Origin of the sequence: Streptomyces colwelliae (assembly GCF_048158785.1) — a bacterium.
In the GTDB taxonomy this organism is placed as follows: Bacteria; Actinomycetota; Actinomycetes; order Streptomycetales; family Streptomycetaceae; genus Streptomyces.
Window position 1 is genome coordinate 1 of the sequence record NZ_JBLTJC010000885.1, and the last position, 642, is coordinate 642.

Genomic DNA, 642 nt, shown 5'->3' on the forward strand with positions numbered 1-642 from the left:
GGTGAAGGGCGGGCGCGCGGCGATGACCGTTTGACCCCCGATGATGACTCTCGGCGACCGTATGCGACCGCCGTGCGACCGTGCCCTGTGTATGCGCGACTCCCGTTGACCGATCACGGCCCTAACCTCGACCCGAACTCGGGTATCCCTGGAGGCTGTTGGGGGCATGACGTCTCCACCGGCCGCGCAACCTCGAGGAGGGGCACGTGCTTGAGCCCGCGTACCAGGCGGACGTAGTCGTCGTGGGGGCCGGGGTCGCCGGACTCGCCGCGGCGCATCGGCTGATCAGCGCAGGAGTAACGACCGCAGTCCTGGAGGCCGCCCCTTACGTGGGGGGCCGTATGTCGACCGAGAAGGTCGACGGGTTCCGGCTCGACCGGATCGGACAGTTCCTGTCCACCTCGTACCCCGAACTACGCCTGACCCCGGGCCTCGACGCCCTGGTGCTGCGCCCCTTCGCACCGGGGGTCCTCCTCCACAGCGACGGCCGCCACCACCGTGCGGGCGCTCCGGCGCCCGGAGGGAGCGCATGGGGCGCACTCCATGCCTGTCTCTTATACACAGCTGACGCTGCCGAGCGTGCCTGGTGCCTGCGGATTACCGGTATTTTTAATCAGGCCGGGAATCTGGAACTGAGCGATA

1 protein-coding gene is annotated in these 642 nt (G+C 68.2%); it reads left to right on the forward strand.

Annotation, left to right across the window (positions count from 1 at the left end; genetic code table 11):
- Positions 1-206: 206 nt before the first annotated feature.
- Positions 207-642: NAD(P)-binding protein (locus ACNFOC_RS54990; protein WP_416966396.1), on the forward strand; the 436-nt coding region annotated here is incomplete at its 3' end.